A 16,682-nucleotide genomic window follows, 5' to 3' on the forward strand; every position below is an offset into this window, starting at 1 on the left:
GAGTCCGATTACGTTATCTTGCTTCAAGGCGTATTCTTTCCTTGTAAGAGGTTGATGATTCCGGAAGAACCATCAAGAATACGCCGCCTCACTTCCTCACGTCATACACAAGTTCCGAGCATAACTCAAGACGGCCAGAGGCGCTCCATAACACTGAAGCTGCAAATTTTAGATAGTGTGCTTGTCGGCGACTTCAATCGCAACCTCTAAACGCTACAGATGCCAAAGGCAAGGCGTAAAAGCATTTCGACTAACGGCTTTGGCCAACTTACTCATCGCCAGCCTATCTGAAGCGCCTCCTGAACGACTAGCGCAAACCCGATTCAGCAAAAGAAGCTCACTCACACCGAGAGTGCCACCATCGCATGCAGCATGTTCGCGCTGGCACTTAGCCGGAGGATTGCGGTCATTACGGGAGTGTACAGTGTACTGTGCAACGAGACTATCAAGTGTCTGCAGGCGGCCAGGGGCATCACGGCTATCTCTATAGTCGCCACACTGATGTTAAGTAGTTTGAGGACCTTTTTTACATGCAGCATAACGTAACGGACCAACTTTGATTCTGAGTAAATCCACCGGCGCGAAGATCAGTCAAACAGCGACGCTGACATCGACAATCGTTCTAATTTACTTCCGCTTCGTGACTTACGATATGTCTTGTCGTCGTAGGTGAATGTCGGAGGAACGCTGAGCTGGGTCACTCAGATTAGAGATGCGTCAACAACGGGAATGGTTCTTCGATCATGGTGTCGTACTGTTAACCAATTATGTCCAATCAGGTCGACGAGATGAATTCCATGGTTTCTAACGTGCTCGTAGTTGAAGACGACGAAGCCGCCAGACAGCTAACATGTGAAATGCTTTCCGTACTTGGCCTTGAGGCACGAGGGGTGGCTACCGCGGAAGAAGCCGTTGAGTTACTGCGCCGTGACAAATTCGTTTTCCTTGTGGCAGACATTGCATTGCCGGCCATGACGGGGATTGAACTGGCAACCTTGGCAGTCGATATCCAGCCAAATATCCGCATCATATTCGCCTCCGGTAATGGATACCTGATCTCCAATCGATTGGACTACGAGTTCATTCTGCTTCCCAAGCCCTACAATCTGGTGCAACTCAAACTCGCCCTCGAAGAATATCCACAATGGAACACGCTGCATCAACCGCAGCCTTCCGCCATCCAAGTAGCCCGATCACCCTTGCGAAGATAAACGAACGCTGCAAGGTTGAAGGGGAGATTTCATGAACTGAAGCAGTGCGTCGGCAGTTACCATTGCCGCACATTCTTAAGCAAACAATGAGGTCACGTGGAAAGGACTGAGCCTATACGCGGTCGGTTAACACTTCGTTACTTGGTTGATCAAAGTGGTACACCTTAAACTTTGATTAAACTCCGGATGCCTACGATTCGTCCAAGCACGATAGATATCAAGCGCAGATCGTATGGATGCGGAAAATATTGTCGCGAATGTTTTACTGGCCATCTTTACGGCCACGGTTGTCTACTGGCTATTTTTTTGAATCGCCACATGGCGACAGACATCTGGTAACACCCCCGAAACAGGGGGCTCTTTTCATGCAGGTTTGCAGGAAGCAGTCGGCTATTTTGGGGGGCTATGGGAGCTTTCCAATTGTGCGGGAAGGGGCGATCACCTTACCGCAAGTTACATGGCCTCGGCGGCATGTTAACTCAGTATGCGCACATATGCCACGCTTCAGGGTATAACCGCTGGCAGAAAATAACTTGAAGTCAACCATGCCGTTGCCGTTGCCGTATGCCGCAAGCAGAATAATGCCGCAAACAAACGTACGCGGCGGCGATAGTCCTAGAATGAAATTTCTTGGCCATGTCACAGTGGTTGAAAACGAATTCGGAGTAGGGATTCGGCACTTTCCGCATCGAATTGCTATATTTCCTGTCGCGAACATCCCCGGTATAAAAAACCATTTATTTCTTATAAGGAAGCAATTTTCAAAGCGGGAAACCAGTCGGGTGAATCTAGTTGCGAATGGAAGCCAGGAGAGCGGAGTGTATAATGACGCATTATGTTGTTAGAGTTGCAATTGTGAAATGAAGGCCACCAAACGTCGGCACCAGCCGTGGATTCTGGAAGATATTGCTTTTTATGTGCCTACGTTGCTCGCCGCACAGGCTGCATACGAATGCATTCGAAGGACTGAGAACTTGACTGAGCCATTCGGTACCATTCTTCTTGCTTCGGGTCGTACGATTAACTGGATCCGAAGTAAATATCTTCCTGCCTCTCATCCTTGTGCGTCATCGCGCATGCACGCGATGTAGGGAAGGATTCAGGTATTTTTGAATTGAATGATCACTTGCAACCCATTCCGGATGCGGTCCTGGATATCGCAATCCGTAAAGCGACCGAAGCAGGCCTGTTTCCTCGGCATTGTTCAGCTGCTGAACATGCTGCGAATCGACAAACCACTGCGGCCATCCTTACTGCAGCGCTGGAAATCGCGTGCAAGTGCACTGTTGCATCGAAGTCCGGTGCACACTCGGATTGTGGCGAGCGACCTGCGGAGGAAAATCTAAGAGGCGAATGAAAATCGATTCGTTTTGGCAGCAACCAAGCGTTGAACCTGACCGTCGAATCGGTCGGCTTTACTAATGAAGTCAAAGGCTTCATCCGCAGGAATTGGCTTGCTGAAGAAATGACCTTGCATAATGTCGCACTCATGCTCAAGCAAGAATTGATACTGCGCTTCCGTTTCTGTTCCTTCTCCCACCACTTGCAGTCCAAGGCTGTGTGCCAGGCGAATTGTCGCCGTACTAATGGCGATATTGTTATTGTCGCTCTCGATATTCATCAGAAAACTCTTGTCAAGTTTCAGGCATTGAATGGGAAGCAATTTCAGGTAGCTCAACGATGAATATCCTGTTCCAAAATCGTCAATGGCAAGCCGTATTCCGAAGTTACGCAACGAGGATAATTTTCTGATGCATGCTTGGGGATCCTCCATTGCAGCCGATTCAGTAATTTCTATCTCGATGACTTTCCCGGGCAAGCGATATTTGGCCAGAGTGTTCTCGACAAAGGGAAGCAGATGCGGGCACCGAAGCTGTTCTGCTGACAGGTTGATGGCCATGGTGAGCTCTGTGAGCCCCGCGTCTTGCCATACCCGAAGTTGCTTGCACGCTGTGTCGAACACCCATTCGCCAATGGGAATGATCAGGCCACTTTCTTCTGCGATGTGGATGAACCGTTCAGGTGCAACGAAACCTTCCCGAGGATGATTCCACCGGAGGAGTGCCTCAACCCCGATGATACGCCGGTCAACGGTACGAAATTGCGGTTGAAAATAGAGTTCGAACTGATCAGTCGTCAGCGCTTTTTGCAAATCCTGTTGCCATCGCATGCGTTCAAGGGCGGCCGTATTCATGTCCTCTGCAAAGAACTGAACGTTATTGCGGCCCGCGCCCTTGGCATGATACATCGCCGTGTCGGCCTTTTTCATCAGCACTTCGCTTTCTGATCCATCCTCCGGGAAACACGCAATGCCTATGCTTGCCGTCACATGCAACGACTTATTTTCAACGATAAAGACTTTTCTGAGGGCACCCAATATATTATCGGCGACCCGTCCTATTGCCGCAATATCGCCGGCGTCGGAAAGTACAACAACAAATTCATCGCCGCCTAGCCGCGCCACGATATCGCTACCACGTACGCATTTTCGTAGGCGACGGGAGACTTCAACTAATAATCCATCGCCTGCATTGTGACCGAGCGCATCGTTGACGGATTTGAATCGGTCGAGGTCGATAAACAAGGTTGCAAGTCGGTCTCGGTCCCGAGAGGCAGTGGCCATGGCTTGCGTTAACTGAATCTGAAAACTAAGCCGATTTGGAAGGCCGGTCAGGGCGTCATGATGTGCGAGATGGCTAATCGTCGCTGCGGCTGCCTTGTGATCATTAATATCCGTGATGGAGCCGACGTAGCCGACGACATTACCGTGGCGGTCCAGTTCTGCCTTAGCCTGGCCTAGCACCCATTTCACAGTACCGTTGGGTTGCATAAACCGGTATTCAGACTTGAATAACGAATTCGTGTTGGCAGCGTCGTACCACTCCTGTCCGACACGTTGCGTATCTTCCGGGTGCAACGCTCCTAGCCAACCTTTTCCCAATGCTGCCTTAACGCTCAGGCCGGTGATTTCGCACCAACGACTATTGACGTAAAGGCAGTCTCCATTGGGTTCGGTGTGAAAAATACCTACGGGTGCGACCTCCGCGAGTGTTCGGTAATGTCGCTCAGATTCTTCGAGCGCTTGCTCAACTAGTTTATGGCGCTCAATGTCACGTATCGTAACGATGTAGTTTTCGGGGTTGCCGTCAGATGAACGTACAATCGTGACCGACATTATCCCTGGGAATACATTCCCTCTCTTATGCAGGAGATAAATCTCACCCGTCCAGCAATGATTGCTCTCCAGTGTGGGTCCTATGGCTGCATACTGGTGTCGATCAGTTTCTGTCGCAACGACGAAATTGGGATTTTGGCCGGCAATTTCCTCCATCGCAAACCCTGTGAGCTGACAGAAGCTCGGATTTGCGATCACTATGCGATTGTTGCAGTCGGTAATAACGATTCCCTCAGCACTTTGCCGAAAGACGGCGCTATACAGGAGCGACAGATCGTCTGTCGGAAGATCGCATCCTTGCTTGGTACGCTGGGTCGTCATGCGAAAGCCTACACAGAATAAAAACGCCTGCACATGATAACTCGCTCGTTCTATCCCTGCACAGTCGACCTACGACCTTTTCTCGCATGGTTGCATTTTAAGGACGGCGATGCAGGATATAGAGACGGAGGGCGGCGTAACACGAATTAACGCTATGGATGTGAAAGTAAATCCATGTCTGTGAAAAATATTTGCGTGCATACCAAGCGTGGCATCACTTGCTCGGATATCTAGGGCGGTACGCACGCGGAGAAATCTCGCGCAAACCATCACTATCAAATGCAGTATCCTCGGATAATCCCTCCCAAATCTAGAGATACATCAAGCTAGTCCAGAAACAAATCCACCGGCAATTGACATGAGTTCACGCGACGTTCGAAGCTTATCTAATAGCTATGGCCGTTGTTGTCGCGAAGAAGGTTTCACATCCTGCTATAGGGGGTGCCTTTCCGCAAGAAATTGCGCATTTTTTAGGCCAAGCTTAATTACAGTCAGTAATAGGCATTGATAGCAGAAGAATGACTGCATATTGTTTTATCAGCAATGAATGAAACCAAAGGAGACTAATGACTTTCTGTTAGTCAATTGGTATGAATTTTAGAACTGGCACCATCGGCAATTGCCGCCAACAATGCAAAGGTGCAGCATGCAAAGCCAGTCAATGCACAAGAGACTAAGCACATTTACACAAGAGCAACGGACCCAGATCGCATTTGCCCATTCCGGAGACTATGCCCAGATTTATACCGAGATAGACGGGACTATTGTTGACTGGAATCCGGCAGCGTCGCAATTGTTCGGATGGAAGGAAACTGAGGTCAAGGGCCTTAATATCTCCGTGATCTTTACCGCCGAAGATATTGCATCAGGCGCGCCTGAAGAGGAGCGAGCTATTGCAGCCCGACACGGGGTTACAGCAGATCAACGGTGGCATCAGCGGCAAAATGGCACGCCGTTTTGGGCGATCGGGCAGATGACGGCGCTGTATGACAAAGGCGAAGTGATCGGCTTTGCCAAGATACTTCGCGACCGGACAAGTGAACGCGCTACCGAGGAAAGGCTGACGATCGCCCAGCAGGTTGGCGGACTTGGCACCTTTGAGTATTTTCCGGAAATCGGCATAGTCGTCACTTCCGATCAGTTCTGCCGGCTCTGGAATATCCCGATACAAGAACAGTATTCTGTCTCTCAACTCGTGCCATTTCTTCATCGGGACGACAGGAGCGCGTTCTTTTCTCTCACTGAAGGTCTTGTCGAATCCCGGCTTCTCCTGGCAGGAGAGAGCAGCCCAAGATGGATTGCTCGACGCGGCAAGGCGTTCTGTAGTGACCCAAAACGTCCTCCGCGTTTTGCGGGCGTCTGTTACGACATCAATGACTTGAAACGGACTGAAAACGACTTGCGGGACGCGCATTCTCGATTACAAGCGAGGGAAGCGCGCTTTCGGCAACTGGCTGAATTCGCACCAGGCATAACATGGTTAAGTGATGCGAGCGGCAACCTTACTTACCTCAACAGCCAGTGGCACAAATATTCCGGTCAGACTATCAACGAAGCGTTGCAGGATGGTTGGGCTAGCACTTTGCATCCCCTTGATGTTCCCAAGGTCCTTGCGGCATGGAACGCTGCGCTCCAGCGCGGCAATCATTACGAAGTCGAGGCACGCTTTCGACGACGGGACGGCATGTATCGTTGGTACCTTATCCGGGCAGAGGCGTTCCATGAGCCGGGAGGCCAGATTGCGGGATGGTTCGGAAGCAGCGTCGATATCCATGACAGGATGATGGCCGAGGCTGCGCTACGGGTGACTGAGCAGCGGCAGAAAACACTTCTGGATTTCGATGCAGTCGTACGCCGGCACACGCAACCTGGCGACATCATACGGGCTAGTTGCAAATTTTTGCTGAATTGTCTTCCGATAAAGATGGTCGCGTATGGGCGCGTCGAGCAGCACACCGATAGTGTGGAATTGCAGGCATGGATTACCCCTGAAGACGCTGTCATCAGCGGCACGATCAAGGCGGATGTTCTTATTCCCGATGGCATGGCCGGTCTCAATAAAGGACGAACTTACGTACGCGAGAATCACCATGTTCAGGGTGAACCTTGTCTGGGTAATCGATCTCCTGCCGACATGGTAAAAAGTATGTCGGCAAAAATCGTCGTCCCGCTCTTACATGACGGGGTTGCACACTCGGTGTTATTCTTTGGCGACCAAGACATGCGCGCTTGGGAGCCTGGCGATATCGCCTTGATTGAAGAGATTTCACGCAAGATATGCCTTTCCCTTGACGAAGCCCGTTCCGCAAACGAATTACAACGTCGCGTTCGAGAGATCGCAACCGAACGGGATCAGATTTGGCAAACGTCGCCTGACTTGCTCGTTGTTCTTGATCTCAATGGGAAAATTCTGAGTGCGAATCCTGCTGTCAGGACCATCCTTGGATGGTCTGAAGACCAGTTTGTACGTCAGGACCTGGTCGATATCATCCATCCGGAAGATCTGAACATCACTTATGAGGAGATCGCCCGCCACAACCAGCCGGGCTACCAGACGCGTCGATTCGTCATTCGATGCCGGCATGACGATGGAGCGTTTCGCTGGTTGTCCTGGACTGCATCTTCCACCAATGGCCGTATCTATGCGGTGGCGCGGGACATTACCGATATCAAGGCACAGGCGGAAGTCCTGAGCAAAGTCGAGGAAGAACTTCGACAGTCGCAAAAGATGGAGGCGGTCGGCCGTCTGACGGGCGGCATTGCGCATGACTTCAACAATCATCTGCAAGGTATTTTCGGGTCGCTCGACCTCGCGCGGCACCTCCTTCAGACGGCGCGAACAGATGGAATAGCAAAGTACCTGGATCTGGCTGCAAATTCCACTGAAAAGGCTCGAGCCCTGACCCATCGATTGCTGGCGTTCTCACGACGTCAGCCGCTTGATCCGCGCCCTGTGGATGTCAATGAGCTAGTAGGGTCACTTGAAGATTTACTGCACCGAACAATGGGGGCTAACGTTCGACTGGAAATACGGCCCACACTCAACAAGTGGTATGCCAGAGCAGATAGTAATCAACTTGAAAACGCGTTAATCAACCTGGCAATCAACGCACGGGATGCGATGCCTGATGGTGGAACGTTGACGATCGAGACTGAAAATGTCACGTATGATGCGGTGCATCCAAGCCCGCACACATTTGTTGAAGCAGGTGACTATGTTGTCATTTCCGTAGCAGATGCTGGTGTTGGAATGACTGAAGAGGTTCTGGCACACGTCTTCGAACCCTTTTATACAACTAAACCACCTGGAAAGGGAACAGGTTTAGGGCTTTCCATGGTCTATGGTTTTGCCAAGCAATCCCGCGGGGCGGTAACGATCGACAGCCGTCCGGGCGTTGGGACAACGGTCCGACTTCTTCTGCCTCGTGATATAGGCGCTGATCACAAGAGAGATAACCAGGCATGCATCGACCTGTTACCGCAAGCACGCACCGTCAAGACAATCGTTGTGGTGGAAGACGACCCGGTTGTGCGGGACGTCATCTGTGATGCGCTGTCCGAGCTCAATTACAACGTTCTTTCGGCCATGGACGGAAGCCAGGGATTGGAGATTTTAGACGGCAGCGGCCACGTCGATCTTTTGATTACCGATATTGTTTTACCAGACATCACTGGGATAGAGCTAGTGCAGTCGATACGCCATAACCGCCCGGAGATGAAGGTGCTACTGATGACTGGCTATGCTGAGCATGCTACGAACAAGAATGAAGGCCTCAAGCCGGACTACGAGCTCCTCACAAAGCCATTTTCCCTGCAAGACCTGACATTACGGCTGAAAAAGATCCTGGGCTAGGGGACGAAGGGCATTACCCTATACTTTGCTCGTGTTTGCTAGATAGGTCTTCAAGTCCGCTTGGGTAACGCGGTGTGTCAAGTAAATGTGCGTCGGGGCGCCAGCCGACAGGGTATTACAGTGCGGGCAGATTATTTGGCCAGGTATGCTGGTTAGAGCGGGATGGTATTCCTGCAAGATGATCCCATACCAACTGCGACACACATGGTTGTGGCAGCTCCTGATGTCTTTCAACTGACCCATCTGTCGATTACCCTACTACTCAGATATCTGTGATTTTCCGAGCACGCATTTTATCGGTAGAACCGCTATCTCGCCATCGTCTTATTTTGAGTATGGTCAACTTCTTATCCAATTTGCGTTGCGCATTAATACGCAAGTTTTCTGTAGAGCGAATAACCGAATTGGCATTACGCAGATGCCAAGTGGCCCAACGTCTTTGGGACGCCTGTCAAAATGCGAACATAGCAAGCCAACTCGCTGGGACTGATCGAATGTGTAGGTATGGCCGCCGCTGGCATCATGACGCAGTCTTGACGTTCGTCTCTTAATTCTGGAGAGCGACAATGGTTGAAATCAGATCGGCAAGCTTGACTGGTTTGACGAGATGACGGTCAAATCCAGACTTTGCGGATCGTTCGGTGTCGTGTGCGGTTCCATAACCACTTAAAGCAACTAGCGATATGGATCCGGTTGTCGGACTGTTCTTGAGGCGGGCAGCGACCTCAAATCCATCCATGCCAGGCAGTCCGATGTCGATGAATGCGATTTCCGGCAACTCTTGCGCAGCGATACGAAGTCCGTCCACGCCATTATCAGCCTGCAGTACCTTGTAGCCACTGGATTCGAGCATCATTGCGAATAGCTCGCGAGCATCGTCATTGTCTTCGACAAGCAAAACAGATCCACGAAGAGAACTGTCAGCCGTCTCGGGCTTCAACATCTCTTCCTGAGGGACGTCTTTTACGGGAAGACGTAAGGTAAATGTACTGCCATGACCTAAACCTGGGCTTTCTGCCAAGATAGTCCCGCCATGCATGCGAATCAGTTCCTTCACAAGCGACAGACCAATGCCAAGTCCACCTTGGGACCTGTCAAGCGAATCGTCTGCTTGCACGAAGACATCGAATATCTTGGGCAGCAGTTCAGGCGCTATGCCTATCCCATTGTCACGTATCGTCAAAATCGCATCGTCCGCGACCGCTTGCAGCAATACTTGTATATGTCCACCATGTGGTGTGTATTTGATCGCATTGTCCAGAAGATTGGTTAAAATCTGTTCCATTCGCACAGGGTCGACATCGACCCACGCATGTTCTGTTGAGACGTGCAGATTATGCTCACTCGTTTTGCCTGCGGCCTTAAGCGCGGCAATACTGTTTGCTACCAGGAGGCTCAGATCAACGCGTTGCGTTTTCAGCGACAGGCGGCCTGTCAAAGCACGACTGACGTCCAGCAGGTCGTCAACGATTCGGCGCAGATGGAGCCCTTGCCGCCGAATGACTCCGATCGCTTTTGCGGTTGCATCACGATCCAGACTAAGTTCGAATACGGAGATACCTGCTGTAATGGCATTGATTGGATTGCGCAATTCGTGGCTAAGCATGGCAAGAAAGCGGTCTTTTGACTGGTTCAGCTCATCAGCAGTCAAGCGCGCCTGTTTCTCCGCCATCAGCAGGCGCTCGCGCTCCGCTTCCACTGCGGCACGGGATGCCCGTTCCTCTTCGAGGAGTCTGGCGGTGTCGTCGATGGCGGAATTCAAACGATCAACCTCACTAATCCGAGTCATCTTGGACGCGGTTGGCCGCTGACCTGTACCAAGCACGGCGGCCGATTCAGCGGAACTCGTGATGGCGCGAACCAGCCGGCGGCTGAAGTAAGCTGCAAAACTGATCCCAACCACTGAGGCAATGAGTAGTCCGCCAACCCAAAGGAAAAGTGCCTGGTAGCTCGCTTTCGCAATCACCGAGACAGGTGCACCAACTGCTACCGTCCATCCTGACACCTTTGATTGCGTAAATACGTCGAGTACTTCAACCCCGTCGCTTGTATGGTGATGCAGCATACCTTCGCGCTCGGCCGTAATTGCGGATTTCATTGAGGCTATCACTGGGCGGCCGACGTATTTGTCGGCGCGATGGCTGCGGCCGATGATCGTCCCGTTGCGATCGAATATCCCGACTAGCCAGTCCTTGGGGATTTCCCGCCCTGCAAATGCTGAGTGAAAGTGTGTGGGCAAAAAGACTTGCGACAGCACGTATTTTTTCCCCGAAGGGAGAACAACCGGCATTTCGAGCATCACGACATGTTGTTTAGCGGCCTGACCGAAGAACAAGTTAGATGCCGTAGTTTCAGCCCTATCGAGTACACTAATCACGTCACGCCGGTCCCGGGTAGTCGCGATTGGAGTCCCGTAGGGTACCCGCGTGCTGATCACCTGGTCTCCTTGGGCATCATAAAGAATGACCCATCCCGTCTCGCCGATATTGGCAACTTTGGCGTGCTGATAAAAAGCCGCGAAGTCTTCCGTTTCGAGGAAGCTAGACGCGGCAAGCACTCGCAGCGCAGACTTTGCACTTGTCAATTCCTGGTCAATGGCTAACGCGATAGAACGAGCAAGCTCCATCTGATTCTCTTCGGAGGACCGATGGAAGGCGTTTTGCAACCGAGCTATCGCAAGCCCGGAGAAGACCATGACCGGAATCAGAATGACTAGCGCAAGCAACAGCAGGTAGCTACGGACTTTCATTATTTCTTTGCTAATTCATATATGTCGGTGAAGACGGGGACAAGATCGCAAGGGTCTTATTGTATGTGAGTTTCCTTTGTTGAAACATTATTCTGAAATTGGCCGTTGTCAAAAAAGCCTGTTAGATTTCAAAAATTGATCAACATCAATTGCGGGTCGTCTTGACAGAGACTGGCCCCTTCGCCTCATTACAATGCATGGCTTCTTGTGATGTTGGGACTGCACACTTCGGGTTTCTTTGACGAGGCTGATAAGAATTTTCTTACGAAGAAAATCCGTTGTCCGCTGATTGTTCAGGCCTGTAACAAGCTCGAGAATCGAGAGTATAAAAATGTATGGGTAGGGTTTGACGTATTTATGCAAATGAAGAATGTTCTTCTTGTAGAAGACAACATAGAAATACGAGATCTACTATGTAAGATGCTTGACCACTTAGGCTACTCGACGACCGCAGTGGGAAGTGCTGAAGAAGCATTGGTTCATCTTGAAACCCAGTCCTATCCAGTATTACTTGCCGACGTTGTCCTTCCTGGCATGTCCGGAACAGCGCTGGCAGAACGCGTACATGCATCGGCACCTACCACCAGGATTATTTTAACGACTGGGCAAGGCTTTTTGCTTTCGGACGGACTTCCATTCGCGTTCACCCTCGTCCCGAAGCCATTTCATATTCGCCATATTGAAGCTGCGTTGATCGATGCCTTCGTGTCCATGGGGTCTACCCTAGCAGCACCTGAATCGACCCAAAAGAGTAAGGCGCTCCAGTAGGTTTGACCAGAGTAACGGTCTTCGTCAAGCAATCGGCTTCTGTCACCCTTATCCTGGAGCCGAGCCGTCGCCGGCATACCGCTCTCTACGTTAAATTATAGGGACACCGCTCCATACAACGCGATGATGGATCAAATGGTAGTCACTCACGCAAGAAATTCACAGACTGGACTGACCTGAGTCGTCGTTTGCCTAAGCATGTGAGTGGGACCAGCAGCCTATGCCACTTTCTTTTCTGCGAGATAAATCTCAGTGCCGTCGTTTGTTATCGAGCGTGTCAAGTAAATATAGGCTGGGTCAGCAGTTGAGACGTTATTGCAGTACGGGCAAACAACTTCGCCCGGCACAGAAGTAAGGGCGGGGTGGGATTCATAGGCCGATACTAAAAACCTTTTACGGCATCTCCGATGGCGGCAGGTTCGTGTTGTTGTCATTTTTTTTGCCGGCGCAATGTTAGGGAATGTGTTCCGGTTTAGCACGTAATGATACAGTTAGCGGAGTCAAAAATGTTGACTGTGGTCAACATTTTTGACTCCGCTAACTGGTGCGGGATGCGGCAATAGGGGGGCTTTCGTTTTTGCTGCATTTATTCTACGACGGTAGCGCGACCAAGCATCCATGCGGTTTTGTGGCGAGCGCTATTCAAATAACCTTATTAAATCAATAACTTGCTGTCTATCCCTGCCTTAGGCGGTAAGATTCCAGTCCTTTCCTTTTTCACAACGGAACAATGGACCGTTGGCGCGTACCTTAAGCTGACTTGCGACAGATCCCTTCCGGTCTCATTGCCTTAGCCTGGATATCTTTTTTACTTCTTCGCTCGAAGAGACCATATTGACTGATTAACCGTGTTGAAACTTTAAACACCTACCGCTTACCCTTCATGGCGTCCCATCGTTAGCGGAGTGCTTAAGAAAATAACGAAATTTCGACCAGGATAAAATTTCCAAAAGGGAAATTATTGGACATTATGCGTAGTCACTTGACGCTAGGGCCATGAGAAACACGGATTAGCGGTTGCATGATTTTTACGCTTTTGGTCTTCCGCCATCTTGCGAACATTCAAAGGACTTTTGCTCAGTCAAGGTAACCTATTCGTACGTGGCGTTGAGGACGAATATGACTGGTAACTTATCGGCTAAGACTCTGGTACTGGAACAGCAGATCGCTTGGGCTCGTTCTAGCGAAAAAGAGGTCAGCAAGAAGGGTTATGTTGATTCAGTCAATGCCAATCTTCTGCAACCGCTCTCGGCTGTGGCGCTTCGTGGCTTCGACAAAGGCCACGGTTCCGAACTGATAGACACCTATGAAAGGCCAGCCAAGATCAAGGCTTCACATTCATCAGCGGCACTTGCTGTGAATGTTTTCGACTACTGGATAACTCGGAATCCGGCTCCCATAGCGGCTGCGATGGGTCTAACCTGCGCCATCAATAGGATTGAGTTCGAAAGACAATTCCCTACCGGGTTAGGAGGAAATCCGCCGAATTTGGACGTGGTCTTGAGCTTGGTGTCAGGTGAGACGATTGCTATCGAGAGTAAGTTTACAGAGTGGATGACACCGAAAACGATCGGTAAGGAAGCCTTCAGACCGGCTTACTTTCCAAACTTTGGAGGTGTGTGGGAGCGCGTTGGCCTTGGTCAGTGCCAGCAATTGGCCGAAAAAGTCGCTTCAGGACGAGAACGATTCCGCTGGTTGGACGTTCCCCAACTGCTAAAGCATGCACTGGGTCTCGCCAATACGGTGCCAGGACAGTTCAGCTTGCGATATGTTTTCTTCGGTACTGATGGAAAAGAGGGAAACGCTCATCAAGAAGAAATTGATCGGTTCGCCTTAGCAGTAGGGAGCGAAATCGGATTCGCAAGTTATTCCTACCAATCGTTGTACAGCAATATTGTCCGCGCCTCTGAACCGACAGATATAGGCTATGTGACCTATCTAAGGGACCGCTACTTCAGCGTCTAATTTCTGGGCGCCTAAACTGTAACGCGCCAGGCTCGACCAAAATAGGATTCGTGCCAATAGTTGTATTTTAGAAATTTCTTAACATTATGCGACAATGCGTATTGAGCCCGGCTCAGAGGCTAGACTCATTTATCTTCGCAAACTGCACCAGAAATGAGCGTCCGCTACATCAGCACCTTGATTTAGATCACAGTAATCTAGCGTTCCCATATTTATGGGATAGCGCTCTAAAGTTTTCACACTCTAGCATCCACCGTAATCATCAGTGCAGGCATCGCGGGGGACGAATATGGTATCGCTGGACGTGGAAAATCGTATAAAAGACCTCGTAAAAAACACTGCCTTAGAGCGAAAAAATGTACGCGATCTAGTACGGAAGGGCCAGTGGCGCAAGGCAGAGCCCGACGCTGATCGAATGGCGCGCTTTACCCAGAGGAAAGTCCAGAAAATGCTCCCTCCTGGCGCAGAATCGACAGTTGGTAAATCGATTGACTTACAGAGCGCAATCTTCCTAACCAAAGGCGTCAAAGTGCGTCGGGCGATTGCCTACGTCGAAGCCATTGGTCCGCGCGTGTCCAAGACCGGCAGCGGATTCATGATAAGCCCGACTCTGTTTATGACCTGCCGGCACGTAATCCCAGACGTTGACACAGCGCGCGGTACGCAAATTACTTTTGACCGTGAACTGGACGAAACCGGTCGCCCTCGCGCAATGACGACTTACTTGCTAGACCCGGATCGGTTTGCTCTCTTTTCGCCGGAAAATGATCTTGACTATGCCCTAATTGCTGTTGGGGAACGAAATGCCGGCAATGCAGATTTGGCTGAATTTGGATTTACCCCAATTTCCATGTCCCCCGACAGGCATGTGATCGGCATGAACGTCAACATTATCCAGCACCCGAATGGCCTTCCGAAGCTAATCGCAGTGCGGAACAACTTGCTCACATACCGCACCAACAATACGCTTCTCTACGAAACCGACACAGATGAGGGATCATCAGGTGCTGCGGTTTACAACGACGACTGGGAAGTGGTGGCACTGCATCATTGGGGGGAGCCGTATAGGGCAAAGGTAGATGAAAATGGTAGCGTGATCCCATTAGTAAATGAGGGAATACGCATCAGCGCGATCTACCAAGATCTTGAATTACGCAGCGGCGATCTCGACGCGGAGAAGAAGTCAATACTGCTGCAGACACTTCACTACGCCAAAGTAACGGCGAACAATAACTCAAGCGGCCGTAGGCTTTCGCCACCTCGGCATAGCACAAACACACAAGCGGGCCCTGAGGCTGTCATCATTCCCTCAAATTCAGGAGGCGTCGTGAGCAATCAGACTTCCAGCAACGAATTGCGCTTTACTATTCCCGTCGAAATTTCGGTACGACTTGGAAACGGCACACCCACTTCGGCTAGCGCAGCTTTGGCCTCAGCCAACGACGGAGAGAAAGCACTTACGCGCGGACCCGAAGCGGTGCGAATCGATACAAACTATGACAACCGTGTTGGATATGTGTCCGATTTTATTCCTGGTGCAGTGATTCCATTGCCAACGCTTGATCGGTCACTCGTGAGCCAACTAGCCCCGTTGAGGGCACAAGAAGCAAATGCCGAAGAAGGCGAATTGCTATATGAACACTTCAGTATCAAAGTAAATAAGAATAAAAGAATGGCAATATTCACGGCAACAAACGTTGATGGCGAGGCCTATCTTGCTGTCGACCGGAAAACTGGGCGAGTCCATGGTCCAGAGGGCGAAACGTGGTTCCGGGATCCACGCATCAGCGGAAGCTTCGTCCTTGACCAAACATTTTATTCGGCATGGTCGACCTACTTCGACCGCGGCCACTTGACGCGCCGCACGGACCCTACGTGGGGTAGCCCAGCCGAAGCCGAACGGGCGAATGCAGACACCTTCCATTTCTCAAATTGCACCCCGCAGCATTTCCGGTTTAATCAGACAACGCCTTATTGGCAGGGCGCCGAACGTTACATTCTTGAACACGGGGTCCTTGCTGAGGAAACGAATAAGCGCATATGTGTATTCCAAGGTCCAATCTTCAATGATGCAATTGATTTATGGTCCGACGATGTACAGATTCCCTCATCATTTTTCAAAATTGTCGTCTGGATGGGTGCTACAAAGCTAAAGGCTGTCGGACTTGTTGTCGATCAGCTGCAGCTTCTATCTGAGGCCCGCAGGAATCTCGGACAACCGCGTGACAGCAGTGAGATCGATGTCAACCAATGGCGTGTCGCAATATCGCAAATCGAACAGCGAACCGGACTCGACTTCGGTGAAGATGTTCGCAATGCAGATACGTTTTCCCAGGAAGGGCAGCCCGCTGTTGGAGAAGAAGGAGCTGTTAAGATCCGAAAACTCGAGGATATTCTCGGTTAGTGTGAATGGCGACCGGCAGGTTAGCGTGCCATTGTCTCGCTGACGCATAGCTGCCGGCATTGCACCATATACGTCATTGTTTCAAGAAAACGCGACGTATATTTGTGTTGACCGTAAGTTCGACAATGAATACGAACCTGTCAATAACAAGTCAAAAAGAAATTGCACGCAAAGCTTGCTTAGCCCATAGGCGATTTATCAGGTTGCGCCCGGATGCGCGGCGAGGTAGACGCCGC

At 50.7% G+C, this 16,682-nt stretch carries 8 protein-coding genes; 6 read left to right on the forward strand and 2 right to left on the reverse strand.

Going from position 1 to position 16,682, the window contains the following annotated elements; genetic code table 11:
* On the forward strand, positions 1-210 hold a 210-nt coding region (locus IGW03_RS38230; protein WP_228535920.1), incomplete at its 5' end, for a hypothetical protein.
* Between the two features lie 587 nt (positions 211-797).
* Positions 798-1,211 (forward strand): response regulator, encoded by a 414-nt coding sequence (locus IGW03_RS21965; protein WP_194724673.1) that lies wholly within the window; start codon positions 798-800, stop codon positions 1,209-1,211.
* Between the two features lie 1,342 nt (positions 1,212-2,553).
* On the opposite strand, the gene IGW03_RS21970 is transcribed toward IGW03_RS21965, so the two are convergent.
* On the reverse strand, positions 2,554-4,707 hold the full coding sequence (locus IGW03_RS21970) for a sensor domain-containing protein (protein WP_194724674.1): 2,154 nt from the start codon (positions 4,705-4,707) through the stop codon (positions 2,554-2,556).
* 646 nt (positions 4,708-5,353) lie between these two features.
* On the opposite strand from IGW03_RS21970, the gene IGW03_RS21975 reads away from it, so the two are divergent.
* Positions 5,354-8,560 carry a PAS domain S-box protein gene (locus IGW03_RS21975; protein WP_194724675.1) on the forward strand — a complete coding sequence of 1,069 codons (3,207 nt, stop codon included), beginning with the start codon at positions 5,354-5,356 and terminating at the stop codon, positions 8,558-8,560.
* Positions 8,561-9,107: 547 nt separating this feature from the next.
* On the opposite strand, the gene IGW03_RS21980 is transcribed toward IGW03_RS21975, so the two are convergent.
* Positions 9,108-11,309: a hybrid sensor histidine kinase/response regulator gene (locus IGW03_RS21980; RefSeq protein WP_194724676.1), complete on the reverse strand. Its 2,202-nt coding sequence runs from the start codon at positions 11,307-11,309 to the stop codon at positions 9,108-9,110.
* Between the two features lie 210 nt (positions 11,310-11,519).
* On the opposite strand from IGW03_RS21980, the gene IGW03_RS21985 reads away from it, so the two are divergent.
* From IGW03_RS21985 to IGW03_RS21995, 3 genes are all read left to right on the forward strand, one after another.
* Entirely contained in the window at positions 11,520-12,077 is a 558-nt protein-coding gene (locus IGW03_RS21985; protein ID WP_194724677.1) for a response regulator, read from the forward strand.
* Between the two features lie 1,119 nt (positions 12,078-13,196).
* Positions 13,197-14,042 (forward strand): PGN_0703 family putative restriction endonuclease, encoded by an 846-nt coding sequence (locus tag IGW03_RS21990; protein ID WP_194724678.1) that lies wholly within the window; start codon positions 13,197-13,199, stop codon positions 14,040-14,042.
* Positions 14,043-14,331: 289 nt separating this feature from the next.
* Entirely contained in the window at positions 14,332-16,446 is a 2,115-nt protein-coding gene (locus IGW03_RS21995; RefSeq protein ID WP_194724679.1) for a DNA/RNA non-specific endonuclease, read from the forward strand.
* Positions 16,447-16,682: the final 236 nt, after the last annotated feature.

This window comes from Noviherbaspirillum malthae (assembly GCF_015352985.1).
Lineage (GTDB): Bacteria > Pseudomonadota > Gammaproteobacteria > Burkholderiales > Burkholderiaceae_D > Noviherbaspirillum > Noviherbaspirillum malthae.